At 73.6% G+C, this 23131-nt stretch carries 23 protein-coding genes; 14 read left to right on the forward strand and 9 right to left on the reverse strand.

Going from position 1 to position 23131, the window contains the following annotated elements; translation table 11 throughout:
- A complete protein-coding gene (locus ACIA8F_RS04970) occupies nucleotides 1–441 on the forward strand; it encodes a MarR family winged helix-turn-helix transcriptional regulator (protein ID WP_243336175.1) in 441 nt (146 codons plus the stop codon).
- Nucleotides 442–546: 105 nt separating this feature from the next.
- Here ACIA8F_RS04970 and ACIA8F_RS04975 read toward each other — a convergent pair whose 3' ends face one another.
- Nucleotides 547–1320, reverse strand: a complete 774-nt coding sequence (locus tag ACIA8F_RS04975) for a hypothetical protein (protein WP_399376791.1) — start codon at nucleotides 1318–1320, stop codon at nucleotides 547–549.
- Between the two features lie 437 nt (nucleotides 1321–1757).
- On the opposite strand from ACIA8F_RS04975, the gene ACIA8F_RS04980 reads away from it, so the two are divergent.
- The 5 genes from ACIA8F_RS04980 to ACIA8F_RS05000 are packed head-to-tail and all read left to right on the forward strand — an operon-like array spanning nucleotide 1758 to nucleotide 7560.
- Nucleotides 1758–4802, forward strand: coding sequence for a nitrate- and nitrite sensing domain-containing protein (locus ACIA8F_RS04980; protein WP_399376792.1), 3045 nt, complete (start codon nucleotides 1758–1760; stop codon nucleotides 4800–4802).
- The gene (locus ACIA8F_RS04985; RefSeq protein WP_399376793.1) at nucleotides 4799–5290 is read left to right on the forward strand and encodes a roadblock/LC7 domain-containing protein; all 492 of its coding nucleotides are present in this window, start codon (nucleotides 4799–4801) and stop codon (nucleotides 5288–5290) included. Before ACIA8F_RS04980 ends, ACIA8F_RS04985 begins: the two co-directional genes overlap by 4 nt.
- Nucleotides 5287–5676 carry a DUF742 domain-containing protein gene (locus ACIA8F_RS04990; RefSeq protein ID WP_399376795.1) on the forward strand — a complete coding sequence of 130 codons (390 nt, stop codon included), beginning with the start codon at nucleotides 5287–5289 and terminating at the stop codon, nucleotides 5674–5676. Before ACIA8F_RS04985 ends, ACIA8F_RS04990 begins: the two co-directional genes overlap by 4 nt.
- The gene (locus tag ACIA8F_RS04995; RefSeq protein WP_399376796.1) at nucleotides 5657–6298 is read left to right on the forward strand and encodes a GTP-binding protein; all 642 of its coding nucleotides are present in this window, start codon (nucleotides 5657–5659) and stop codon (nucleotides 6296–6298) included. The genes ACIA8F_RS04990 and ACIA8F_RS04995 overlap by 20 nt, the downstream gene beginning before the upstream one ends.
- A gap of 11 nt (nucleotides 6299–6309) precedes the next feature.
- On the forward strand, nucleotides 6310–7560 hold the full coding sequence (locus tag ACIA8F_RS05000) for a styrene monooxygenase/indole monooxygenase family protein (protein WP_399376797.1): 1251 nt from the start codon (nucleotides 6310–6312) through the stop codon (nucleotides 7558–7560).
- On the opposite strand, the gene ACIA8F_RS05005 is transcribed toward ACIA8F_RS05000, so the two are convergent.
- A complete protein-coding gene (locus ACIA8F_RS05005) occupies nucleotides 7521–8828 on the reverse strand; it encodes an NlpC/P60 family protein (RefSeq protein WP_399376799.1) in 1308 nt (435 codons plus the stop codon). The genes ACIA8F_RS05000 and ACIA8F_RS05005 overlap by 40 nt on opposite strands.
- Nucleotides 8829–9018: 190 nt before the next feature.
- Between ACIA8F_RS05005 and ACIA8F_RS05010 the strand changes: the two genes are divergently transcribed.
- Together ACIA8F_RS05010 and ACIA8F_RS05015 are read left to right on the forward strand one after the other, a co-directional pair.
- Nucleotides 9019–9678, forward strand: a complete 660-nt coding sequence (locus tag ACIA8F_RS05010) for an RNA polymerase sigma factor (RefSeq protein ID WP_399376800.1) — start codon at nucleotides 9019–9021, stop codon at nucleotides 9676–9678.
- Nucleotides 9675–10355: a hypothetical protein gene (locus ACIA8F_RS05015; protein ID WP_399376801.1), complete on the forward strand. Its 681-nt coding sequence runs from the start codon at nucleotides 9675–9677 to the stop codon at nucleotides 10353–10355. The genes ACIA8F_RS05010 and ACIA8F_RS05015 overlap by 4 nt, the downstream gene beginning before the upstream one ends.
- Before the next feature lie 123 nt (nucleotides 10356–10478).
- Here the strand turns inward: ACIA8F_RS05015 and ACIA8F_RS05020 are convergent, their stop codons facing one another.
- On the reverse strand, nucleotides 10479–10901 hold the full coding sequence (locus ACIA8F_RS05020) for an SHOCT domain-containing protein (RefSeq protein ID WP_399376803.1): 423 nt from the start codon (nucleotides 10899–10901) through the stop codon (nucleotides 10479–10481).
- 26 nt (nucleotides 10902–10927) lie between these two features.
- The gene (locus ACIA8F_RS05025; RefSeq protein WP_399376804.1) at nucleotides 10928–11317 is read right to left on the reverse strand and encodes a DUF6325 family protein; all 390 of its coding nucleotides are present in this window, start codon (nucleotides 11315–11317) and stop codon (nucleotides 10928–10930) included.
- Nucleotides 11318–11426: 109 nt separating this feature from the next.
- On the opposite strand from ACIA8F_RS05025, the gene ACIA8F_RS05030 reads away from it, so the two are divergent.
- Nucleotides 11427–12797 carry an FtsW/RodA/SpoVE family cell cycle protein gene (locus tag ACIA8F_RS05030; RefSeq protein WP_399376805.1) on the forward strand — a complete coding sequence of 457 codons (1371 nt, stop codon included), beginning with the start codon at nucleotides 11427–11429 and terminating at the stop codon, nucleotides 12795–12797.
- Nucleotides 12794–14269, forward strand: coding sequence for a penicillin-binding transpeptidase domain-containing protein (locus tag ACIA8F_RS05035; RefSeq protein ID WP_399376806.1), 1476 nt, complete (start codon nucleotides 12794–12796; stop codon nucleotides 14267–14269). The genes ACIA8F_RS05030 and ACIA8F_RS05035 overlap by 4 nt, the downstream gene beginning before the upstream one ends.
- 86 nt (nucleotides 14270–14355) lie before the next feature.
- Here ACIA8F_RS05035 and ACIA8F_RS05040 read toward each other — a convergent pair whose 3' ends face one another.
- Nucleotides 14356–15468 (reverse strand): ferritin-like domain-containing protein, encoded by a 1113-nt coding sequence (locus tag ACIA8F_RS05040; protein ID WP_399376807.1) that lies wholly within the window; start codon nucleotides 15466–15468, stop codon nucleotides 14356–14358.
- 176 nt (nucleotides 15469–15644) lie between these two features.
- On the opposite strand from ACIA8F_RS05040, the gene ACIA8F_RS05045 reads away from it, so the two are divergent.
- The 3 genes from ACIA8F_RS05045 to ACIA8F_RS05055 all read left to right on the forward strand — a co-directional run bounded on the left by ACIA8F_RS05045 (nucleotide 15645) and on the right by ACIA8F_RS05055 (nucleotide 17877).
- On the forward strand, nucleotides 15645–16574 hold the full coding sequence (locus ACIA8F_RS05045) for a diiron oxygenase (protein WP_399376810.1): 930 nt from the start codon (nucleotides 15645–15647) through the stop codon (nucleotides 16572–16574).
- 55 nt (nucleotides 16575–16629) lie between these two features.
- The gene (locus tag ACIA8F_RS05050) at nucleotides 16630–17346 is read left to right on the forward strand and encodes a TetR/AcrR family transcriptional regulator (RefSeq protein ID WP_399376811.1); all 717 of its coding nucleotides are present in this window, start codon (nucleotides 16630–16632) and stop codon (nucleotides 17344–17346) included.
- Nucleotides 17347–17601: 255 nt separating this feature from the next.
- Complete coding sequence (locus tag ACIA8F_RS05055) at nucleotides 17602–17877, forward strand: hypothetical protein (protein WP_399376813.1); 276 nt, start codon at nucleotides 17602–17604, stop codon at nucleotides 17875–17877.
- Nucleotides 17878–17917: 40 nt separating this feature from the next.
- Here ACIA8F_RS05055 and ACIA8F_RS05060 read toward each other — a convergent pair whose 3' ends face one another.
- The 3 genes from ACIA8F_RS05060 to ACIA8F_RS05070 all read right to left on the reverse strand — a co-directional run bounded on the left by ACIA8F_RS05060 (nucleotide 17918) and on the right by ACIA8F_RS05070 (nucleotide 20740).
- Nucleotides 17918–19171, reverse strand: coding sequence for a histidine kinase dimerization/phospho-acceptor domain-containing protein (locus ACIA8F_RS05060; protein ID WP_399376814.1), 1254 nt, complete (start codon nucleotides 19169–19171; stop codon nucleotides 17918–17920).
- On the reverse strand, nucleotides 19168–19998 hold the full coding sequence (locus ACIA8F_RS05065) for a hypothetical protein (protein WP_399376815.1): 831 nt from the start codon (nucleotides 19996–19998) through the stop codon (nucleotides 19168–19170). Before ACIA8F_RS05065 ends, ACIA8F_RS05060 begins: the two co-directional genes overlap by 4 nt.
- A 121-nt stretch (nucleotides 19999–20119) precedes the next feature.
- Nucleotides 20120–20740, reverse strand: coding sequence for a hypothetical protein (locus ACIA8F_RS05070; protein WP_399376817.1), 621 nt, complete (start codon nucleotides 20738–20740; stop codon nucleotides 20120–20122).
- Nucleotides 20741–20962: 222 nt separating this feature from the next.
- Here ACIA8F_RS05070 and ACIA8F_RS05075 point away from each other — a divergent pair, with 222 nt between their 5' ends.
- On the forward strand, nucleotides 20963–21754 hold the full coding sequence (locus tag ACIA8F_RS05075; protein WP_399376818.1) for a nuclease-related domain-containing protein: 792 nt from the start codon (nucleotides 20963–20965) through the stop codon (nucleotides 21752–21754).
- A 262-nt stretch (nucleotides 21755–22016) separates the two neighbouring features.
- Here ACIA8F_RS05075 and ACIA8F_RS05080 read toward each other — a convergent pair whose 3' ends face one another.
- A complete protein-coding gene (locus tag ACIA8F_RS05080; protein ID WP_399376819.1) occupies nucleotides 22017–23114 on the reverse strand; it encodes a Ku protein in 1098 nt (365 codons plus the stop codon).
- Nucleotides 23115–23131 lie beyond the last annotated feature (17 nt).

Raw genomic sequence — 23131 nt, forward strand, 5'->3', positions numbered from 1 at the left:
GTGCACGGGACCGAAGACCAGGAGTTCCTTGCCCTGGAGCGGGAGCTGTCCGTCTTCCTCCGGCGGGCCCGCGCCTCTTCCGGGGAGATGGCCCGCGAGCTGCACCCCGAGCTGGAACCGGCCGCGTACGGGCTCCTCGTGCGGCTGGAAGCCGCCGGCCGGCAGCGGGCGACCGAGCTGGCCGCGTACTTCGGGGTCGGCAAGGCCACCATGAGCCGGCAGCTGCGCGCCCTGGAGGTGCTGGGCCTGCTGGCCCGCGAGCCGGACCCGGCGGACGGGCGGGCCTTCCTGGTCGGGCTGACGGAGGAGGGCCGGGAGCGCTTCCTGCGGGTCCGCGGCGCCCGGCGCGAGCAGTACATGCGCAAGCTCGCGGACTGGGACCGGGGAGAGGTCGCTGAACTGGCCCGGCTCCTGAACCAGTTGAACGCGGGCGGGGAGTAGCGCCGGATCCCCGGCGCACGGCGGATCCCCGAGCATGCGGCGGATCCCGAGCGCACGGCGCATGCCGAGCGCACGGCGCATCCCCGAACCGCCGCCCGACACCCCCTACAACTCCGCGTAAGCCGCCGACGCGTCGTCGTGGCGCTTGCCGCGGCGGTGCGCCCGGCTCGGGTCCGTTTCGAGCGCGCGCACCCGGTCGATCAGCGACTGCGCGCCCTCCTTGCGCAGCACCGCGAGGCATTCGGCCCAGTCGCCCTCCCCGAACGTGTCCGTCCACCGGCTGGCCCCGTCCGTGAGCGCCGCCACCGCCCGCACCTCCGTACGGGGCGTCCGCCCGGTCACCGCCCGGGCCGCCACCTCCGGGTCGGCGGCGGCGGTGAAGAAGCCGCCCTCAGCGTTGCGCAGCCTGTCGGCGGAGGCCTCCGTACGCAGCTGCTCGCGCGGGATCCGGTCCAGCCGGTCGTCGAGGACCGCGCGCACCTCCCCGACCGGCGCCTGGAGGAGGAGTACGGAATCGGAGAGCACGAGGTGTTCGACCCAGGAGGCGTCCCAGCGGACCACGACCACCGTCGCCTGCGGGGTCCGGACGTGAGAAAGGTCACAGGTGTCGCGGTGGGCGTCCGCGGTGACCCGGATGGCCTCCGCCAGGACGCGGTCGAGGGGCATGTCCCGGCGCGATCCGGACAGTTCGGTCAATCGGCCGCCCAGCCGGGCCGCGAACCACGGCACTCCGTGCGCGCATCCGACCTCGCCCGGAGGTGGGGTGACCCCGTCGAGAGCCACCAGGACTCCGCCGCCCGAGGCGGGGATCGCGGCCGACAGCCAGTCCTCGTTGGGGCGTTCCGGGTTGCCGGGTACGGAGCAGAGATCGATGCGCATGCGGACATTCTGCCCGCGCGGGGCTCCGTAGCGGCGGGAAGGACCGAGGAAGGTCCGGACCAAAGGGGGACGGGTGGGGAGGGAAGGGGCTCCCGGGGGGTGCGGGGTGCGGCGCGCCGATGTGGGCGGGCATCCTGCCAAAGGCCCCATCGATCTTTCAACCACCCGTCCACGGCGGGGCCCTGACAGCCGATCGCCGAGTTGGTCGCCAACTCGTCCGTGCTGTTCACTCCTTCGTGTGGCCGGGCGGGCGATGTGCGGCCCTCTTCCCAACTCACTGCGAGGGTCTGAGGCGGTACGGCGGTACGGCGGTGGATGCGCGCAAGCGGCACGTATCGAACAGCACGTACCGGGCACCACCTGCCGGGCATCACCGCCGGGCATCGGACGACGAGCACGAGCACGAGCAGCACACGTAAACAGGATTGCGAGCACCGGTGCAGAAGAAGCGGCCTCGGAAGAACGGCACCGTCGCGAACGGCACCGCACCCGACGGCACCGCACCCGACCGACGAGCCCCCGGCGGCCCGGTCGCCGCGACCGCTCCCGCAGGGCGCCGCGTCCGCGTGCGCCGCAGGCTGGTCATCGGGGTCGCCGTCGCCGGGCTCGCCGTGCTCGCGGCGGGAGCACCCGCCGTCCTGTCCGCCTCCGCGGACCTCAAGGACTCCCAGCAGCTGGTCACCCTCGCGGACCAGAGCCGGCAGACCCTCACCCTGGCCCACCTGCTCGGGGACGAGCGCGACGCCGTCACCGCGTACGTGGCCAAGGGCCGCCCCGGCGGCGCCCGGGGCGCACAGGCCGCCGCCGTGCAGGAACGCACCGCGGGCACCGACCGCCAGCTCGCCGAGGTCCAGGCCGACGCCGACGAGGAACTCGCCCAGGCCCTCGGCCGGGTCGGCGCCGTCCGCACCGAGGCCATCGAGGGCAAGGACAGCGCCCTCGCCGCCCACCAGGCCTACTCCGGCGTCATCGCCGAACTCCTCGCACCGAGCGGCCGGCTCGGCGAACTCACCCCGCCGCGCGCCGCCGACGCCCTCGTCACGGCCCGCCCGCTGGACGCCCTCGGGCAGGCCGTGGAGCAGGCCTCCGCCACCCGCGGACTGCTCCTCGCCGCACTGTCCGTACCGGGCGGCGACCGGCAGCCGGGCACCGCCTCCGTGGACGAACTCACCGCCGCCGCCCAGCGGGCCCGGGTACGGGAGCAGGGCGCGCTCGACGACTTCGCGCGCGCCGCGCGTCCCGACGTGCGCCAGAGCCTCACCGCCACCGTCACCGGACCCGAGGTCAAGACGGCCGACGACTACCTCAAGCGGCTCACCGACCGGCCGGCCCTGTCCTCCGCGGACCGCAAGCTCGACCCCGGCACCGTGGGCCCCGCCCTCACCGCCCGCGTCGACCGGATGCGCTCCGTCGAGGCCACCCTGGCGGCCCAGCGCGCCACCGCCCTCGCCGCACTGCGCGACGACGACGTGACCGCGCTGGAGGTCATGGTTGCCTTCCTCGGCGTGCTGTTCCTCGTCACCCTCGGCATCTCCACCGCCATCGCACGCTCCCTCACCCGGCCGCTGTCGGTCCTGCGGCGCGGTGCGGCCCGGCTGGCCACGCCGGAGGGCTCGGTGGAACCGGTCCGGTTCACGGGCCGCAACGACGAGTTCGCCGAGGTGGTGCGCCACCTCAACGCGGTGCGCGACCAGACGGTCTCCCTGCACACCCGGATCGCCGGACTCGACGCCGACCGGCGCCGCCTCATCGGCCGCAACGAGGCCCTCTCGGGCGGCCGGGAGGCACTGGAGGAGGAACTCGCCCAGCTGCGGGCCGGGCTGGAAGAGCACCGCCGCATCATGTCGACGGCCTCCGTGTCGCTGTCCCTGCGGACCCTGGGGCTCGTCGAGCGGCAACTCGCCGTCATCGAGGAGCTGGAGTCCGAGGAGCCGGATCCGGACCGCCTCTCCACCCTCTTCAAGCTCGACCACCTGGCGACCGTGATGCGCCGCCACAACGAGAACCAGCTCGTCCTCGCCGGCCAGGAACACGGCCACGGCCAGGGCCTCCCGGTGCCGCTGGTCGACGTCATGCGGGCGGCGGTCAGCGAGATCGAGCGCTACGAGCGCGTCGACCTCGGGGTGCTGCCCTCCTCCACGCAGGTCGCCGGGCACGCCGCCGACGACATCTCGCACGTCCTGGCGGAGCTGCTGGAGAACGCGACGACCTTCTCCCCGCCCGACGTCAAGGTCAAGGTGTCCGGCTGGCTGCTCGACTCCGGCGACGTGGTGCTGTCCGTGGTCGACGAGGGCATCGGGATCACCGGGGACCGGCTGACGACCCTGAACGAGCGGCTGGCCACCCCCGACGCGTACGACGAGGAGCCCGAGTCCGAACACGGCCTGGGCCTCGGCCTGTACGTGGCCGGGCGGCTCGCCGCCCGGCACGGGGTGAGCGCCGAGCTGCGCGCCCCGCAGCACGGCGGCACGGAGGCGCTGGTCGTCGTACCGGCCGCGCTGCTGCCCGCCACCCCGCCGGCCTCGCCGGTCCACGCCCTGGGCGCGCCCGGCGCACCCGCGCTGCACCTGCCCGGGGTGATCGCGGAGGCCAACGAGAACACCCTCCCCGCACGCGTACGGGGCCTTGCGGGCCTCCCGCCCGAGGCCCAGGCGGCCCCGGCCGGGGCGGAGCAGGCCTTCGCGGCGGAGCCGGAGTCCGGGCTGCTTCCCGGGGAGCCCGGCCAGGCCGTGCACGAAGCCGCGCCCGAAGCCGCCGCCGCACCGGCCGTGGACCCGGAGTCCGACCCGGTCGCCGAGCCCGAGCCCCGGTCCGACCCCGGGTCCACCCCCTCCGCCTTCCCCGAGCCGGAGCCCGCGCACGGGTCCGCGCGGGCCACCGCCGCGGAGCCGCCCGTGCGGGCGGTCCCGGAGCCCGCTCCGGCGGGGTTCGTTCCTCCGGCCGGTCAGCTGCCGCCCACGGAACAGGTGTTCCGCGTCCCGGCCCCGGTCGAGGTGCCGGCCGAGCAGGTGTTCCGGGTACGGCCGCAGGACGGTGCAGCCGCCGAGGCGCCGGCCGGGCCGCCCGCGGAGGTGCCCGCCGAGCAGGTGTTCCGCGTACCGCCGCAGGCCGAGGCGCCCGCCGGGCAGCCGCACCCGGCCCAGGCCGCCCCCGAGGCGCCCGCGCCCGCCCCGTACGGGACCGGGCCCGAGGAGGTCCTCACCGACAAGGGGCTCCCCAAGCGGAGCCCCCGCACGGTGAGCGCCGGACGCCCGGAGGAGGTGCGCCCGGCACCGGCCAGGGTGGACGCCGACGAGCTGCGCCGACGGCTCGGCGGTTTCTACCGGGGCGCCCAGGACGGGCGCCGCGTCGTGGAGGCCGAGCTCGCGCAGGCCCCCGGGCAGGACGCGCCGCAGGACGCGCCTCAGGACCCCCGACAGGGCCCGCCGCAGGCACAGGGGCAGACCGACCGGGGGGACACCGCACAGGAGGCACGCACATGAACGCGTCCAGTACGTACGGACTGAGCACCCAGGCACGCAACCTTCAGTGGCTGCTGACCGACCTCGTCGAGGAGGTCCCGGGGGTCAACTCGGTGGCCGTCGTCTCCTCGGACGGGCTCCTCCTGCTGTCCTCCGATCCGGTGGCCCCCGACACACCCGGCGCACCCTCCGCACCCGACCGCCCCAGCGGCCCCCGCGGTGCCTCCGCCGACCTCGCGACCATCGTCTCCGGCCTCGGCTCGCTCACCACGGGCGCCGCCGCCCTGATGGACGGCGGCTCGGTCAAGCAGACGATGGTGGCCATGGAGCACGGTTCCGTGTTCGTCATGTCCATCAGCGACGGCTCGCTCCTCGGCGTGCACGCCACGCCCGACTGCGACATGAGCGTCGTCGCGTACCACATGGCCTTGTTCGTGGGCCGCGCCGGCCACGTCCTGACCCCCGAAGTCCGCAGTGAGCTGCGCCAGTCGATGGAGAACACCCCGTGAGGAGTCCGGCCTCCGACCGGCTGCCGATACGCGGCGCCGACCGCCGTCCCGCCCGCGTACGCCCGTACTCGCTGACGGGCGGCCGCACCCGCTTCACCCAGGTCCTGCACGTCGAGACCTTCGTCGCGGCGCTCGACACCAAGGTGTCCGCACCGCGCAAGCCCGACCGCATGCCGGAGATGCCGGCGATCGTCGAGGTCTGCCGCCGCATGCGGACGATCGCCGAGATAGCCGCACTGCTGAAGCTGCCGCTCGGCGTGGTCCGCGTCCTGGTCAGCGACCTCGCCGACCAGGGCCGGATCCGTGTCTACGGGACCGGCCACGGCAGTGGCCGTCCCGACCGCGCTCTGCTCGAAAGGGTGCTCAGTGGGCTCCGCCGTCTCTGAAACCGGCCTCTTCTCCGCGCACCCGGACGCCGGTCCGGACGAGCCCGTACAGCCCTGGCAGTACGACCGCTCGCGCGCGCCCGTCGCCGTGAAGGTGCTGGTGGCGGGCGGTTTCGGGGTGGGCAAGACCACGTTCGTCGGTTCCGTCTCCGAGATCCGGCCGCTGCGCACCGAGGCGGTGATGACCGAGGCCGCCGCACCGACCGACGACCTGTCCGGGACCCCGGACAAGCACACCACCACGGTCGCCATGGACTTCGGGCGCGTCACCCTCGACGACGACCTCGTCCTGTACGTGTACGGGACCCCCGGCCAGGAGCGCTTCTGGTTCATGTGGGACGACCTGGTGCGCGGCGCCGTCGGCGGGATCGTCCTCGCGGACACCAGGCGGCTGCGCGACTGCTTCCCCGCGCTCGACTACTTCGAGAGCTGCGGCCTCCCGTACGCGGTGGCCGTCAACCACTTCGAGGGGACGCGGTCGTACGCGCCGGAGGACGTGCGGGAGGCGCTGACCATACCGGCGCACGTACCCGTCGTGATCATGGACGCGCGGCGCCGGGCGACGGTCCTGGAATCCCTGATGACCCTCGTGGGCCACGCCCTCGACTCGACCCCCGAATAGAGAACGTCCAGATGCGCAAGATACTCGTCGTCGGCGCCGGCCAGTCCGGCCTCCAGCTCGCCCTCGGACTCCAGGCGAAGGGGTACGAGGTCACCCTCATGTCCAACCGGACGGCGGACGAGATCCGCACCGGCCGGGTCATGTCCACCCAGTGCATGTTCGACACGGCGCTCCAACACGAGCGGGACCTCAGGCTGAACTTCTGGGAGCAGCAGGCGCCGAAGATCGAGGGCCTGGGCGTCTCGGTCTCCGCCCCCGACGGCAGCCGCGCCGTGGACTGGCTGGGCCGGCTGAAGGGCTTCGCCCAGTCCGTCGACCAGCGCGTGAAGATGGCCGGCTGGCTCGACACCTTCGCGCAGCGCGGCGGCCAGCTGGTCATCCACGGGGCCTCCGTCTCCGACCTGGACTTCTTCTCCCGTACGTACGACCTGGTGCTCGTCGCGGCCGGCAAGGGCGAGCTCGTCTCGCTGTTCGGCCGGGACGCGGCCCGCTCCCCGTACGACGCCCCGCAGCGCGCGCTCGCCGTGTCGTACGTGCACGGACTGGCTCCGCGCCCCGAGCACCCCGGGACGGAGGCCGTGCGCTGCAATCTGGTTCCGGGCGCCGGCGAGCTGTTCGTGATGCCGACGCTGACCACCTCCGGGCGGGCCGACATCCTCTTCTGGGAGGGGGTCCCGGGCGGACCGCTGGACGTCTTCGGCGGGGTGAAGAACCCGGCGGACCACCTCGCGCTGACGCTGGACCTGATGGAGAAGTTCACTCCCTGGGAGTACGCGCGGGCCACGAAGGTGGAGCTGACCGACGCGGGCGCCACGCTCGCCGGGCGGTACGCCCCCGTCGTCCGCAACCCCATCGGCCGGCTGCCCGGCGGCGGGCTGGTGCTGGGCGTGGCGGACGTGGTCGTCGCCAACGACCCGATCACCGGGCAGGGTTCGAACTCCGCCGCCAAGTGCGCGGCCTCGTACCTCTCGTCGATCCTCATGCACGGGGACAACCCGTTCGACGAGGCGTGGATGAAGGCGACCTTCGACAAGTACTGGTTCACCAGCGGCAAGCCGGCCACCCAGTGGACGAACGCGATGCTCGGGGTCCCGCCGGAGCACGTGCTGAACCTGATCGGCGCGGCCGGGCAGCTCCAGCCGGTGGCGGATCGTTTCGCCAACGGCTTCGACAACCCGGCAGACTTCGACGCGTACTTCTACGACCCCGAGGACGCGGCGGACTACCTCGCGGACGTCGCGGGCTCGGTCTCGCCGGAGTAACCCGTATCGTCCCCGGCCGCCGCGGCGGCGCCCGGCTCGGCCCCGCCCGGCTCGGCCCCGCCCGGCTCGGGCAGCGGCGGCGGGGTGAAGGCGGACAGCGGCGCCCCGTCGGGGTCCGGCCGTACCGCGCCGAGCAGCGGATTCGCGGCGATCGGGGAGACCTTCACGCGCGCGCCCGGCCGGGGCGCCTGGATGACCTTGCCGTCGCCGACGTACAGGGCCACGTGGGTGGCGGTCGGGAAGTACACCACCAGGTCCCCGGGGCGCAGTTCGTCGAGCGGCACCCGGGGCAGCCGGGCCCACTGCTCCTGACTGGTCCGGGGGATCTCGCGGCCCGCGTGCGCCCAGGCCTGCGAGGTCAGCCCGGAACAGTCGAAGGAAGCCGGTCCCTCGGCGCCCCACACGTACGGCTTCCCGATCTGGGCCGCCGCGTACGTGAGGGCCGTACCGCCGGCCGCGGTGGGACGGCGCAGCTGCGGTCCGGCGCTGCCCAGCTTCCCCGAACCGATCAGCTCCCGCTGCGCCGTGGCGGTGTCCTCGGCCTCGCGCGTGTCCAGCTCGGTCAGCTGGGCGGGGCTGAGCGAGGCCAGCATCCGCTCGACCTCCTTGAGCTGCGCGGCCGCCGCCTCCTTGCGCTCCTTGGTCTGCGCGGCCAGCTTCTGCTCCGAGTCCAGGGCCTTGCGGGCGGCCGTGGCGAGGGTGTCGGCGTGCTTCTCGCCCCGGGTGAGCCGCTCCAGCGCGGCGGCCCGCCGGGCCCCCTCGTGCTCCGCGACCCGGCGCTGATCCAGGGCCCCTTGGGGGTCCCCGGCGAACAGCATCCGGGCGTACGGCGAGAACCCGCGGGACCCCTTGTACTGCTCGCGCGCCAGCCGGCCGGTGGTGGCCTGGGCGTCGGTGACGGCGGTACGGGCCTTGCCGAGCTCGGTGCTGAGTCGGCGCTCCTCGCGCTGCCGCGCGGTGAGGGCGGTCTCGGCGGCGTTGTAGGCCTCGGAGGCCTGCTCGGCGCGCTGGTAGAGGCCCTGGAGGCGGGTGAGGAGCGCGCCGACGGGTTCGGTGGGGGAGGCGGGGGAGGCGGGAGCGCCGAGCGCGCCGGGGGGTGCGGGGGCTGCGGGGGAGTCCGGTGTCTCCGGGGAGTCCGGTGTTTCCGGTGCGGCGGGGACGCCGGGGGTGGTGGGCTCGGCGTGGGCGACGGGGAGCGGGCCGGCCGTGACGAGGGCTGCGGCGAGGCACGCGGCGCGAAGCAGCCGACGTCTGCGTCGTCGTGACATGGGGTCACCTCCTGGCGGCCGATGCTGCCACGCGCGGTATGACAAATCGCCCAGCCGGGGCGGTCGGGCCGCTCCGCTCACCCGGTCGGCGTACGGCCGCCGGCTGGGCGCGATGAAACGCTTGATGCGGCTTTCGCCAAGTAAGGGGTGAGGGGCCGACGGGGCTCCGCAGACCAGGGGAGGGGCCGGGGTGGACAGCGCACACGAGGACCGCGCGGGGACGGGCACCACGGGGACGGGCACCGCGGGGACGGGGAGCAGGGGCAAGGACTCCGGATGGGCGGGGGCCGGGCCACCGGACCTCCGGACACCGGAGGGGTTCGGAGCGTTCTACGAGAAGCACATCGACGCCGTGCTCGGGTTCGTCACCCGGCGGGTCACCGACCCGCACCTGGCGGCGGACCTGACGGCCGACATCTTCCTCGCCGCACTGAAGGACGCGGCCGGCTACCGGCCCGACAAAGGCGTGCCGATCGCCTGGCTCTACGGGATCGCGCGCAACGTCCTGGCGAGCCACGCCCGGGCGGGCGCCCGCGAGCGCGGCGCGCTGCAACGGCTCAGCGGACGCAGGCTGCTCGACGACCAGGACGTGGCGGCCCTGGAGGAGCGGATAGACGCACAGCGGGCCTTCCGCGACCTGGCCGAGCGGCATGCCGCCCTGTCGGAGCCGCTGCGGGCCGCGCTCGACCTGGTCGTCATCGACGGCCTCACACCGGCCGAGGCCGCCCAGGCCCTCGGCGTCACCCAGGCCACGATCCGGGTCCGCCTGCACCGTGCCCGGCGGGCGCTGAGCACCCCGGCGGATCCCGCCGTCCCTGCCCCGGCACAGCGGTTGGAGGTAGCACGATGAGCACCAGGCCCACTGCGTTCGAAGGACGACTGAAGGCGGAGCTCGTGGCGATAGCCGCCGACCGGGCGCAGTCCGGCGGAGGGGCGGAGCTCGTCGCCCGCTCGCCTGCCCGGCGCCTGCGCATACCCCTCGCGGTCGGGCTGGCGGCCGTGGTGGCCGCCGGCCTGATCGCCCTGCCGGTCATGGGGGACCAGGGGGGTAGTTCCGCTGCGTACGCCCTGAGCAGGAGTGATGACGGCAGCATCGTCGTCAATCTGTACAACCCCGACGGGATCGCCGGCGTGGAGCGGGAGCTCCGGGCACTGGGCATACCCGTGGCGGTGGTTCCCGAGAAGCCGCAGGCGCAGTGCCCCGCGGTGGCGGGCGGCTTCGACGGGCCCGTGGGCCTGATCACCGACGAACGCGGGGTGATCACGGGCGTGTCCCAGGAGCAGCTCTTCGGTTTCAGGAAGGGCGGGGACGGGGGTCTCGTCCTGACGATCAATGCGAGGACGCTCCCCGCGGGGCACACCCTGGTACTGGTCGATCCGGTGCGGCCCCGGCTCACCTATGTGGGCGCCGGCTCGATGCCCACGGAGCGGGTGCCGTCCTGCCTACCGGACTTCAGCGTTGCCGACGCCCCGACGCTCAGCCTGGACGTCCCGGGGAAGGGGGCGGAAGGAGGGGTATCGAAGTAGCCACGAGGGCGGGTCGGGCCATGCGGGCGGGTCGGGGCATGCGGGCGGGTCGGGCCATGCGGGGCTTGCGGGCCGGCCGGCCCGGTCGGGTCGCGCGGGCCGCTCCGGCCGTTCGGCCCGGGGTCAGTCGGCCAGGAGGCGGGCCTTGGCGGCGGAGAACTCCTCCGGGGTGAGCAGGCCTTCGCGTGCCAGGGCGGCCAGTTGGGTCAGGCGGTCCGTCAGATCGGCCCCGGGGGAGGCCGGTACCGGGCCGGGGCGGGGAGCCGGGCGGGCGGCCGCGGGCTCCCGTCGGCCGGAGGGGGCCGCCGGGGGCGCGGGGGCCGGGGCGGGGTACGCGCCCGGGGCCGGACCGGGGGCCGCGGCGGGCGGGCCGGGGCGGGTGCTCGGGGGCGCGGCGGGGGATGCGGGGGGCGGGGGCGTGCCGTCCTGGGGCTGTGGTGCCGCCGCCGCCGTCGCCGGGCGCTGGGCCGCGTCCCAGACGTAGGCCCCGCGCGCCAGGATCCCGCGCAGCAGAGGGCGGCCCGAGGGGCGGAGGGAGGGATTCACTACGGAACCGATGGGCCGGATGAACATCAGGCCACCCCCAGCCGGTCGGCCGGGAGGCGGACCGCTCCCGCGATCCGGCCGCCCGCCGCGCGGACGGCGGTGGCGGCATCCTCGGCCCACACGTGCTCGACGACCAGGAGGAGGGCGCAGCTGCCGCGGTCCATCAGCTCGGCCGATTCCCTGACGTCCTCGGGGCCGATCAGCGGGGCCGCCTCCCGGTGGGCGAGCAGGCCCCGGAGTTCGACGAACTCGTCGAACTCCGCCGACAGCACCTCGCCGCCCGCGGTCTTGGTGGCCACCAGCCCGTCGATCAGCCGCACGACCCCGGCCTTGCGGAGCCCCATCACCGCCTCGACCGCCGTGACCCGCAGCTGTTCTTCCGGAAAGGCCAGGATGATGAACTCCGCAGGTCCCATGAGGGGAGACTCCTGATCCGCTACTTCACTTCCGACCAGTTCTGACGACTCTTCGGCACACTATGACATAAGCGGACATACGGCCCGGCTCCTTGCTACGTTTCCCCGTATGACCGCTCTGACGGCGAAGGTGACGGAACCCGCCCCGCCACCACCCCCCGGCGCCCGTGCGCCCAAGCGTCGCGGAGTCGAGCTGTCCCTGCTCTTCGGCGCCGTGCTGATCGCCGTCCTCGGCCACCTCCACGTGGGGCTCGCCACCACCGGCCGCATCCCCGCGCCCGCCGCCCACTACGCCGCCGGCCTCGCCGTGGCCGCGCTCGTCGCCCACCTCGCCGTCCGCCTCTACGCCCCGTACGCCGATCCGCTGCTGCTCCCGATCGCCGTCCTGCTCAACGGCCTCGGCCTCGTCCTCATCCAGCGGCTCGACGCCACCACCCCCGGCCAGGCCACGGCCGACGAGCAACTGCGCTGGTCCGCCCTCGGCGTGGTGCTCTTCGTGCTCGCCGTCGCGCTGCTGCGCGACCACCGGGCGCTGCAGAAGTACGCGTACCTGTCCGTCGCCGTCGCGCTCGCCCTGATGCTGGTGCCCGTCTTCTTCCCGGCGGTGAACGGGGCGCACATCTGGATCCGGTTCGCCGGGCTCTCCTTCCAGCCGGGGGAGTTCGCCAAGATCCTGCTCGCCGTCTTCTTCGCCTCCTACCTCGCGGCGAACCGCACCGCCCTGGCGCTCACCGGGCGCACCCTGTTCTGGAAGCTGAGGCTGCTGCCCGGCCGGGTCCTCGGCCCGATCCTGGCCATCTGGCTGCTCTCCGTCGGCGTGCTCGTCCTGGAGCGCGACCTCGGGACCTCGCTGCTCTTCTTCGGCCTCTTCGTGATCATGCTGTTCACGGCCACCGGCCGGATCGGCTGGATCGCGATCGGGCTGCTGCTCTCGGCCGTGGGCGCGTACGCGGTCGGGACGTTCGAGCCGCACGTGCACGGCCGCGTGGACGACTGGCTGAATCCTTTCGCCTCCATCGAGCGCGGCGACGGCCCCGGCCAGCTCGCCCAGTCCCTCTTCGCCTTCGGGGCCGGTGGACTGCTCGGCGCCGGACTCGGGCACGGCCAGTCCTTCCTCATCGGGTTCGCCGCCAAGTCCGACTTCATCCTCGCCACCGCCGGGGAGGAGCTCGGCCTCGTCGGCCTCACCGCGATCCTGCTCCTCTACGGGCTCCTCGTCGCCCGCGGCTTCCGCGCCGGGCTGGCGCTGCGCGATCCCTTCGGGCGGCTCCTCGCCACCGGACTCGCCTCGATCGTCGCGCTCCAGGTGTTCGTCATCGCCGGCGGAGTCACCGGCCTGATCCCGCTGACCGGCATGGCGATGCCCTTCCTCGCCCAGGGAGGCTCCTCCGTGGTCACCAACTGGATCATCGTGGCCCTCCTCGTCCGGCTCAGCGACAGCGCCCGCAGACCCGGACCGGCCGAGGGGGCCGACGCATGATCCGCTACATCCGCTGGTGCGCGTACTTCTGCGCCCTGCTGCTCGTCGCCCTGCTGGTCAACGTCACCCGCGTGCAGGTCTGGGAGGCCGCGGGCTACGGCGCGAACCCGGCCAACAAACGCCCCGCCATCGAGCGCTACGCGGAACCGCGCGGGGACATCACCGTCGACGGCCGGCCCGTCACCGGCTCCCGGGATAGCCGCCAACTGCTGCGCTACGAGCGCACGTACAAGAACGGACCGCTCTACGCTCCCGTCACCGGCTTCGCCTCCCAGACCTACGGGACCAGCTTCCTGGAGCGCGCCGAGGACCCCATCCTCTCCGGCACCGACCCCGGGCTCTCGGCCTTCCCGCTCTGGTACGAGCTCTCGCGCGGCCGCCCGGGCGGCGGCAACGCCGCCACCACCATCCGGGCGGGCATGCAGCTGGCCGCGTACACCGGGCTCGCGGGCAAGCGGGGCGCCGTCGCCGCCGTCGAGCCGGCCACGGGCAAGATCCTCGCGCTGGTCAGCAGCCCCTCCTACGACCCGGCGGTGCTCTCCGGCACGGGCCCGCAGGTCAAGGCGGCCTGGGAGAAGCTCAATGCCGATCCCGCCAAGCCGATGCTCAACCGCGCGCTGCGCGAGACGTACCCGCCCGGCTCCACGTTCAAGATCGTGACGGCCGCCGCCGCTCTCGACGCGGGCGTGGTCACCGACGTGGACGCGCCGACCGAGACCCCGGACCCGTACCCGCTGCCCGGCACCAGCACCCTGCTGCCGAACGCCGGTACGGGCTGCGCCGACGCCTCGATGGCGGACGCGGTGCAGTGGTCGTGCAACACGGTGATGGCGAAGATCGGCGTACAGGTCGGGCTGCGCGGGATGACGGAGGCGGCGCGGAGGTTCGGCTTCAACGACGCGGGGCTGCGGGTGCCGGCCTGGGTGTCGCGGTCGAACTTCGACACCGACATGAGCCCCGACCAGCTGGCCCTGTCCTCGATCGGGCAGTTCAACACCAAGGCCACCCCGCTCCAGATGGCGATGGTGGCGGCGGCCGTCGCCAACGGCGGCGAGCTCAAGGCCCCCTACCTGGTGGACCGCACGACCCAGGACGACGGGGACCCGGTCCGCCGCGCCGACCAGCGCAGCCTCGGCCGGGCCATGACCCCGCTGACCGCGATGCGGATGCAGGAGCTCATGGTGAAGGTGGTCGAGAACGGCACCGGCCGCAATGCGGCGATCCCCGGCGCCGTGGTCGGCGGCAAGACCGGCACGGCCCAGCACGGCGTCGGCAACGCGGGCACCCCGTACGCCTGGTTCATCTCCTGGGCCAAGCCCCAGGGCGGCCGGCCCCCGGCCGTGGCGGTGGCGGTGGTCGTCGAGGATGCCTCGGCCGTCCGCGGGGACATCAGCGGCAACGGCGCGGCCGCGCCGATCGCCCGGGCGGTCATGGAGGCGGCGCTCTCCGCGCCCGCACCGTCCGCGCCCTGAACCGGAACCGTCGGCCGGCCCGGCCCGGCAGCGGCTGCCCCGTCCTCCGATCCGGCCGCCCGGGGCATCCCGCGCCGCCCGCTGCCCTAGGCGCCCGCGCCCGCGCCCTCCGCGATGGCCTGCGCCACCTCCGCCACCCGCTCCTCCTCCTCGGCCGCGAACCGCTCCCGGTCGAGGGCCTCGGCGATCTCCTCGTCCTGGCTCATCAGCAGGTCCAGGTTGGAGTTCCCCATCTCGAAGACGCCCATGTCCAGGTACGCCTTCTGCAGCCGCTCGCCCCACAGTCCGATGTCCTTCACGCACGGCACGATCCGGCTGAAGAGCAGCTTGCGGAAGAGCGCCAGGAACTCCGACCGCTCGCTGAACTCCTCGGCCTCCGCCCGCGAGATGCCGAAGTTCTCCAGGACCTCCACCCCGCGCAGCCGGTCCCGCATCAGGTAGCAGCCCTCGATCACGAACTCCTCGCGCTCGCGCAGCTCGGCGTCCGACAACTGCTTGTAGTAATCGCGCAGGGCCATCCGCCCGAACGCCACGTGGCGCGCCTCGTCCTGCATCACGTAGGCCAGGATCTGCTTGGGCAGCGGCTTGTTCGTGGTGTCGCGGATCATCCCGAAGGCGGCCAGCGCCAGCCCCTCGATGAGCACCTGCATGCCCAGGTAAGGCATGTCCCAGCGGGAGTCGCGCAGGGTGTCGCCGAGCAGTCCCTGCAGGCTGTCGTTGATCGGGTAGAGCATCCCGATCTTCTCGTGCAGGAACCGCCCGAAGACCTCCGCGTGCCGGGCCTCGTCCATGGTCTGGGTGGCGGAGTAGAACTTCGCGTCCAGGTCCGGCACCGATTCGACGATGCGCGCCGCGCACACCATCGCGCCCTGTTCGCCGTGCAGGAACTGGCTGAAGTTCCATGCGCCGTAGTGCCGGCGCAGCTCGCCCCGGTCCCGTTCCGTGAGCTTGGCCCAATGCCGGGTGCCGTGCAGCGGAAGCGCCTCGTCCGGGGTGCCCAGGGGATCGTACGGATCCACTTCGATGGACCAGTCGATGCGCTTGGCGCCGTCCCACTGCTTGTCCTTGCCCTTCTGGTACAGGGCCAGCAGCCGCTCGCGGCCGCCGTCGTACTCCCAGCTGAAACGGGCCTGGCCGGATGCGGGGACCGGCCAGACGGTCTCGCCCGGATCGTTGGTGTAGAGCTCGTGCGTCGACACTGACGCCCCCTCGCCTCACGTGGCCGCGTACTTCCGTACGGGGCGGGACAGTTGGCAGCGTCACACGTTGGTAGACGCGCGGTCAACAAGTCGTGCGCGAGGGATTGACGGTCTTGCTGACAGGCAGTCTCATAAGAAGTGACCGCCGGTAACTCGATGCAGAGGTGTCCGAAGCCATGACCACCGTGACCGAACGAGCCGAGCTGCGCGACGCCCTCGGCCTGCTCAAGGACCGCGAGCAGATCGCCGAGCGACTGCTCGAATCCTCGGCGAAGCACTCCTTCGACCCGGACAAGGAACTCGACTGGGACGCCCCGCCCATCGAGGGCAAGTACTACTGGCCGCCCGAGCTGCTCTCCCTCTTCGACACCCCGCTGTGGAAGAAGATGGGCGAGGAGCAGCGCATCGAACTCTCCCGCCACGAGGCGGCCGCGCTCGGTTCGCTCGGCATCTGGTTCGAGATCATCCTCATGCAGCTGCTGGTCCGGCACGTCTACGACAAGTCCCTGACCAGCAATCACGTCCGTTACGCGCTCACCGAGATCGCGGACGAGTGCCGCCACTCCATGATGTTCGCCCGCATGATCAAAACGGGCGGCGCCCCCGAGTACCCGGTCTCCCGCGCCAACCACAACCTCGCCCGCATCCTGAAGACCATCTCCACCACCCCCGGCTCCTTCGCCTGCACCCTCCTCGGCGAGGAGGTCCTCGACTGGATGCAGCGCCTGACCTTCCCGGACGAGCGCGTCCAGCCCCTCGTCCGCGGAGTCACCCGCATCCACGTCATCGAAGAGGCGCGCCACGTCCGCTACGCCCGCGAGGAACTGCGCCGCCAGATGCTCACCGCCCCGCGCTGGGAGCAGGAACTCACCCGCGTGAGCTGCGGCCAGGCCGCCCGCGTCTTCTCCCAGGCCTTCGTGAACCCCCAGGTCTACGACAACATCGGCCTCGACCGGCACGAGGCGCTCGCCCAGGTCAAGGCCAGCGGCCACCGCCGGGAGGTCATGCAGACCGGAGCCAAGCGGCTCACCGACTTCCTCGAGGACATAGGCCTGATGCGCGGAGTCGGCCGCACGCTGTGGAAGAGCTCGGGCCTCCTTGCGTGAACCTCGCCTGAACACCCCTCACCCCAGGGCCGCGGGGTGGGGTTACCCTGCGGACATGACAGCCGTACGGGCGTACCGCAGGTTGAGCGTCGAGGAGCGCCGGGCCCAGCTCCTCGACGCGGCCCTGACGTTGTTCGCACACCGGGCGCCGGAGGAGGTCTCGCTGGACGACGTGGCCGAGGCCGCCGGTGTCTCGCGCCCCCTCGTCTACCGCTACTTCCCCGGCGGGAAGCAGCAGCTCTACGAGGCCGCCCTCGGCTCGGCCGCCGACGTCCTGCGGCTCTGCTTTGCCGAACCCCAGGCCGGCCCCCTGACCCAGCGGCTCTCCCGGGCCCTGGACCGGTACCTCGCCTTCGTCGACGAACACGACGCCGGCTTCGCCGCCCTGCTCCAGGGCGGCAGCGTGGTCGAAACCTCCCGCACCACCGCCACCGTCGACGGCATCCGCCGGGCGGCGGCCGAGGCGATCCTCTTCCACCTCGGCGTACCGGCCCCCGGCCCGCGGCTGCGCATGATGGTGCGCACGTGGATCACCGCGGTCGAGGCGGCCTCGCTGATCTGGATCGACGAGGGCAAGCAGCCGGGGACCGACTCGCTCCGGGACTGGCTCGTGGACCAGTTCATCGCCCTCCTCACGGCCACGGCCGCCACCGATCCGGAGACGGCCGCGGCGGCCCGCGCCGCCCTCGCGCTCGAATCGGCGGACGGCCCGGTGGGGATACTGGCCCGCCGGGTGATCCCGGTGGTCTCCGAGGCGGCCCACCTGCTGTGATTTCGGACGTCCGGGAGGCTGCGGGATCCGGGGAGCTGTGTGATCGGGGAGGCCGCGGGATCCGGGGAGCTGTGTGATCGGGGAGGCTGCGGGATCCGGGGAGCTGTGTGATCGGGGAGGCTGCGGGATCCGGGGAGCTGTGTGATCGGGGAGGCTGCGGGATCCGGGGAGCTGCCTGATCCGGGGAGCTGCCTGATCCGGGGAGCTGTGACATCCGAAAAGCTGTGACATTCGAAAAGCTGTGAGACTGGAGGGGTGAGAAGCCAACCCACCCCCTTCGAGGGCGGCCCGATGGACGGCCGGAGCCTGCCGATCCTGCTCGGCCCGACCGGCCACCCGTCCAAGTGGTACGAGATCCCGGTCCCGGCCCCGGACGGCGGCGCCCCCACGGTGCTGCTCTACGAGCGCGTCCCGGCGGGGTACTCCAAGCGCCTGGGCCTCCAGCGGGGCTGGAAGTACGTCTACGCCCCCGACGGCCAGAAGCCGAAGCTCCGCTGGCCCTGGACGAAGCCGACCCCGCCGGCGGCCTGAGGGCCGGGTCCCGCCGCGCCGGGGGAGCGGCGGCGGGTCCTCACGGCAGCCGGGCCTCCACCAGGGTCAGTACGGCCTCGGCCCCGCCCCCCGCGTCCGCCGCCTGCCGGAACACCAGCCCGGCCCCGATGACCTCCGCCTGACCCACCGCGATGGTCAGCCCCAGCCCGTGCCCCTTGCTCCCGTCCCCGGTGCGGAACCGCTGGGGCCCGTGGGACACGAGGTACTCGGGGTAGCCGTCGCCGTGGTCCCGTACGGTCACCACCGGCCCGTCGACCGTCATCACCACCGGCGCCCGCCCGTGCTTGTGGGCATTGGCGACCAGGTTGCCCAGTACCCGCTCGAGGCGCCGCCGGTCCGTCTCCACGTGCGCGTCCCGCACCACGACCACCTCCGTATCGGTCCCCGACGCCCGCACCACCCGCCGCGCGAGCCGCCCGAGCTGGTGCAGGTCCGTCTCCACCACCTCGCTGCCCGAGTCGAGCCGCGAGATCTCCAGCAGGTCCTCCGTCAGCTGCCGCATCGTGCGCACCCGCTCCCGCACCAGCTCCGTCGCCCGCCCCTCGGGCAGCAGCTCCGACGCCGCCTGCAGACCGGTCAGCGGGGTGCGCAGCTCGTGCGCCACGTCCGCGGTGAACCGCTGCTCCCGCTGGAGCCTGGTCTGGAGGCTGCCCGCCATCGTGTCCAGGGCCGCCGCCACCGTCGCCACCTCGTCCTGGTGCCGCGAGGGGTCCTTCGTGCGCGGGTCCCCGACCCGGGCGTCCAGGTCGCCCTGGGTGATCCGGCGGGCCACCGTCGCCGTCTGGTGCAGCCGCCGCGTCACGCGCGTCACGGCGAAGGCGCCCACCAGCAGCGTCCCGCCGATGGCCAGCACCGACGAGCCGATGATCGCGTTGTCCAGCCCGGTGATCGTCCGCGCGCTCTGCCCGTAGTCGACGGCCGCGGCCAGGGCCTTGCCGTCGGCCGGAGCCGCCGCCCACATCAGCTGCCGGTCCCCGAACCGGGCCACGAGCGTCCCGCGCTCCCCGGACAGGGCCAGCGCGCGCAACCGCTCCGGCAGCCCGGCCGGATCCAGCCCGGACTCCGGCGGCAGCACCTCGCCGGCCTCGTAGGCGCGCGAGGCGTCGTTCAGCTTGGCCAGGGCTTTCTCGCGGGCCGTCGCGACGGTCTGCCGGGTCACTTCCACGTGCACGAGCACACCCAGCACCGCGGCGAGCGAGCAGCACATCAGCACGATGAAGCACGCCGACTTCCAGGTCAGCGTCGCCGTCCAGGAGGGGAGCCGGAGCCTCACCGGGAGGCCCCCGGCGAGGCCGTTCCCGAGCCCGGACTCGGGGACGGGCGCGGAGCCCGGCCCGGGCCGGTGCTGCCGGGCACCCGGACGATCTGCTCCCACGCCGGCAGCATCGAGCGCTGCGTCTCGTCCCAGGACCAGGTGGTGTTCACCTCGTAGCCCGCGTTGCCGCTGGGAACGCGCAGGATCACGTCCCGTCCGGCGAGCTCGACGCTGATGACGGTATCGGTGGTGGCCATGATCCGGTTGAGCCGGCCCTCGGCGTCCGCGGTGTAGACGCGCACGGACAGCTGCTGCTCCGGGTACTCGATGCCGACGATCAGCTCGTCCTTGCCGTTGCCGGTGAGGTCCCGGTAGTACGGCGTCAGCACCGGGCACTTCCTCGGATCGGCCCCGTCCGCCCCGCACTCCTTGATCGCGGCGAGGGTCTCGGGCGGCATCCCGTCGGGACCTGTCTGCACGTTCGGGTGCGCCCGCAGCTCGGCCTGCACCAGGGTCGCCGGGTCGATCGCGTGCACGTTCTGGTCCTGCACGGGCGCGATCCCGGGTACGTACTCGGGCGGCGCGCCCCCCGGATCGGCCGGCGGTACGACGGCCCCCGCGCGCCCCGGCCACAGATGTACGGGCCCGCTCGCCGTCGGGGTCGCCCCGGCGCCGGCCAGCCCGCCGGTGTCCCCGCAGGCGCTCGCCAGCGGCAGCAGCAGGAGCGGGAGCAGGGCCGGCAGAACGGCCCGCAGGCGCCGGTGCCGATCCGGACTCCGGAGTCCGGAACCGGAGCAGGAGGAGGACCGGGAGTCGGAAGCGGATCGGAATGCTGCGTCGATCACCCGGCGGCCCTCCTCTCCCATGAGCATGTGCCCGTCCACAGTAGGCAGAGCCGCATCGTTTCCGCCCGTGCGCCCGGGCCCGCGGGGCCCCGGCGCCCGACGGGCCGGGGGAGGCCGGCGCCTACGCGTCCGTACGCCCGCGGCGCAGCATCGCGAAGCCCAGCCCGGCTGCGCCGACCGCCGCGATGCCGCCGCCCGCGGCGAGCAGCAGCATGCCGTCGCCCGGGCCGTCGGCCAGCGTGTTCAGGCCCAGCGCCTCGACGGTCCCGGTACCCGGTCGCGAGGGCGCGGAGACCGGGACGACCCGGCCGTCGCGGGTGGCGGTCTTGTGCCCGGCCGCGCTCCCGGCGCCGTCCGTACCGCTCTCGCCCCCGTTCCCGGGCCCGGACCAGGAACTGAGCCGGCCGTCGGACCGCAGCGCGAGGTGCATCTCCCCGGCGTCGGCGAAGCCGGTGCTGCCGTCCCGGCTGGTCAGGGTGGCGGCCGTGGACCCGTCGGGGTTCAGTACATCGGCCTGGTAGGCACCCTTGGCCACGCGGTACACGTGCGCGGTGGAGACTCCGTCGGCGAGCGACAGGGTCTTGACCAGGGTCCGCGGGGCGGCCACGCCCTGCACGGAGGAGCCCGACGGCACCCCGTCGGCGAGCGCGGCCGCCGCCGGGAACGCCAGCAGGGTGCCGGCACCCACGGCCACGGCCACGGCGCGTACGAGAGTGCGGCGGCTGCGGCGAACGGTGTTCACGGGGCGTCCTTCGGTGCAGGTCAGGCGCTGGGCTGTCCAGGTGGGATAAACGTATGCAGCGGCCGTTGCGGTAACCCGTTGCTTCTGTAACAGCCATGCCTCGGCGACCCGGCGGAGTCGTTACACGCCACGGGCCCCGCACCACCCACGGCGGGCCGGACCCCACCGGGGGATTGCCGCGGGGCGCCCGGGCTGCTCCCATGGACGGCGGGGGTGAGGGCGATGGCTCCGAGGGGACTGAAGGTACTGCCGAGCGGCCGGCCGGGCCGCGGCCGGCTGTACGTGAACCTGCCCGACGGCAGGGCGGTGGCCTGGTACGACCGGCGGGCCAACCGGATCAGCGTGCTGGCGGACGAGCGCCGCGAGGAGATCCTGACGGCGTTACGGCCCTACCTCACCGGAACCGTGGCCATCGGCCCGCCACCCGTCCCCACGGCCGAGGACCTGCTCCGCCTGTCCCTCCCGCCCGACGAGGACCTGGCACCGAACCGCCCGGGCGAGGCCCAGCTCGGAGCCCTCACCTACGGCACCGCGGGCACCCGCGCCCGGCACCGGCTCCGTCAGGAGCTCACGGTGCGGCAGCGGATGGGCGAGGTCCTCGACGCCCTGGCGGAGACGGAGGACTGGAAGGTCCTGCACTCGGTCCGCTCCGTCGCGGACCACCTGCTCATCGGCCCGCCCGGCGTCTTCTGCATCCGCACGGTCCAGGGCCGCCGCCAGCGCACGGTGATCGGCGACCTCCTCCTCACGGTGGGCCGCGCCGACCCCACCCCGGACCCGCGCGAGACCCGCCGCGCAGCGGACCGCGCCACCCGCGCCCTCTCCACCCCGGTGACCCCGGTCCTGGCCATCGTCGACGCGACCCGCCTGGAGGTCGCCCCCACCCTCCGCGACGTCCGCATCCTCACCCCGTCCACCACATCGACCTTCCTCACGAACACCCCCACCACCCTCAAACCCCCGGACGTGGAATCCCTCCACACCAAGGCGAGGGACCGCCGCACCTGGCGGTAGCCGCGCCGGCCCCGGGGGCCTGTCAGCCGTCCCCGTCTGAGACGGGGGGCTGGGGCGGAGCTCCAGAGATCTTTCAGCCGTCCGGCGTTTGAGGACCGGGGTCTGGGGCGGAGCCCCAGAAGGGGTCCGGGCGCAGCCCCGCACCCCCCCTGGCAGCCCGTCCGGCGTTTGAGGACCGGGCTCCGGGCAGCGCCCGGGGAACGGTGGAAGGGGGGGTAGGGGACTTCGCCCCGCAGGGCCGCGCAGCCGGGCCGCAGCCACCTCAAGCGGAGCTCCGCTTGCGCGGCGTCACCGCCTTCTTCGCGGCAGCCCGCGCCGGCTTCGCCTCCGCAGCCTTGGCCGAGGCCGTCTTCTTCGCAGCCGCCGCAGCGGCCTTCTTCTTCGCAGCGGCAGCCGCCGTCGACTTCTTCGCAGCACCGGCACCCGCACCGGCACCAGCACCACCCCCCGCACCCCCCGCCGCAGTCGACTTCTTCCCGCCCACGGCCTTCGGAGCCGCCGAGGCCCGCTTCCGCCGTAGCGGCGTCACCTCGGCCCCAGCCCCCTCCTCACCCTCGCCATCCGGCGCAGCCACCCCCGCCCGCGAGGCCTTCGCCGCCCGCACGCTGTTCTCCAGCGCCGCCATCAGGTCGATGACCTGCCCACCCGCACCCTCCGCGGGCGGCCCAGGCGCCACCACCGTCTCCCCGCCCGCCTTCGCCGCGATCATCGCCTCGACGGCCTCCCGGTAGTCGTCGCGCAGCGTGTCCATCTCCACTTCCCCCAAGGTGGCCATCAGCGCGTCCGCGAGATCCAGCTCGGCCTCCCGCACCGACACCTCGCCCTCGGGTGCCACCCCCTCCGGGACCCGGATCTCGTCCGGCCACAGCAGCCCGTGCATCGCGATCACGTCGTCGACGACCCGCAGCATGCCCAGCCGCTCCCGCCCCCGTAGCGCGTACTTCGCGATCGCGACCTTCTGGCTCCGCTTCAGCGCTTCCCGCAGCAGCGTGTACGGCTTGGCCGCCGTGGCCCCGCTCGCCGCGAGGTAGTAGGCAGAGTCCATCTGCAACGGATCGATCTGATCGGCCGGAACGAACGAAACGATCTCGATCGTCTTCGCGGTGGCGATCGGCAGCTGCGCCAGATCCTCGTCGGTGATCGGAATGATCGACCCGTCGGCCTCCTCGTACCCCTTGCCGATCTCGGCGGTCGGCACCTCCTCCCCGTCCAGCTCGCAGACCTTGCGGTAGCGGACGCGTCCGCCGTCGCCGACATGGATCTGGCGGAAGGAGATCGAGTGGCTCTCGGTGGCGTTCACGAGCTTGATCGGAATGCTGACCAAGCCGAAGGAGATCGCCCCGTTCCATATGGATCGCACGGTTCCTCCTGTTTCGT

Source organism: Streptomyces sp. NPDC051563, from assembly GCF_044454225.1.
Classification (GTDB): Bacteria; Actinomycetota; Actinomycetes; order Streptomycetales; family Streptomycetaceae; genus Streptomyces.

Coding starts and splice junctions, on each gene's coding strand:
- ACIA8F_RS05015 (WP_399376801.1), top strand. CDS start 9,675: ATGAGCACCAGGCCCACTGCGTTCGAAGGACGACTGAAGGCGGAGCTC.
- ACIA8F_RS05075 (WP_399376818.1), top strand. CDS start 20,963: ATGGCTCCGAGGGGACTGAAGGTACTGCCGAGCGGCCGGCCGGGCCGC.
- ACIA8F_RS05005 (WP_399376799.1), bottom strand. CDS start 8,828: ATGTCACGACGACGCAGACGTCGGCTGCTTCGCGCCGCGTGCCTCGCC.
- ACIA8F_RS05000 (WP_399376797.1), top strand. CDS start 6,310: ATGCGCAAGATACTCGTCGTCGGCGCCGGCCAGTCCGGCCTCCAGCTC.
- ACIA8F_RS05030 (WP_399376805.1), top strand. CDS start 11,427: ATGACCGCTCTGACGGCGAAGGTGACGGAACCCGCCCCGCCACCACCC.
- ACIA8F_RS04975 (WP_399376791.1), bottom strand. CDS start 1,320: ATGCGCATCGATCTCTGCTCCGTACCCGGCAACCCGGAACGCCCCAAC.
- ACIA8F_RS05045 (WP_399376810.1), top strand. CDS start 15,645: ATGACCACCGTGACCGAACGAGCCGAGCTGCGCGACGCCCTCGGCCTG.
- ACIA8F_RS05025 (WP_399376804.1), bottom strand. CDS start 11,317: ATGGGACCTGCGGAGTTCATCATCCTGGCCTTTCCGGAAGAACAGCTG.
- ACIA8F_RS05035 (WP_399376806.1), top strand. CDS start 12,794: ATGATCCGCTACATCCGCTGGTGCGCGTACTTCTGCGCCCTGCTGCTC.
- ACIA8F_RS04985 (WP_399376793.1), top strand. CDS start 4,799: ATGAACGCGTCCAGTACGTACGGACTGAGCACCCAGGCACGCAACCTT.
- ACIA8F_RS05050 (WP_399376811.1), top strand. CDS start 16,630: ATGACAGCCGTACGGGCGTACCGCAGGTTGAGCGTCGAGGAGCGCCGG.